The 316-nt window shown below is 67.4% G+C and carries 1 pseudogene; it reads right to left on the reverse strand.

The window, feature by feature from the left end:
- A pseudogene (locus AC2W7A_RS13380) lies at positions 1-316 on the reverse strand (DDE-type integrase/transposase/recombinase); the annotation flags it as partial.

A 316-nucleotide genomic window follows, 5' to 3' on the forward strand; every position in this document is an offset into this window, starting at 1 on the left:
CTGACTGCCCCGATCCGAGTGGTGGATCAGGCCTTGGAGACCTCGGCTGGCGCCACTGCTCAACAGGGCGTGCTCCAGGGCGAGCAACGGCAGCCCCGCGGTATGAAGGCTGCCCGAGACCGCCCATCCCACGATGCGCCGGGAGTAGACGTCGGTGATGAAAGCGACGTAGCAGAACCCTGAGATCGTGCGCACTAGGTGATGTCAGCGACCCAGAGCCGGTGTGGGCGCTCGGCAGTGAAGCGGCGCTCGACCAGGTCAGGACGAGCATCCGGCTCACCTGCCGGCCTCGTGGTGATCGGCTTACGGCCGCGCC

This window comes from Micrococcus sp. LASM2_SD2, from assembly GCF_057364565.1.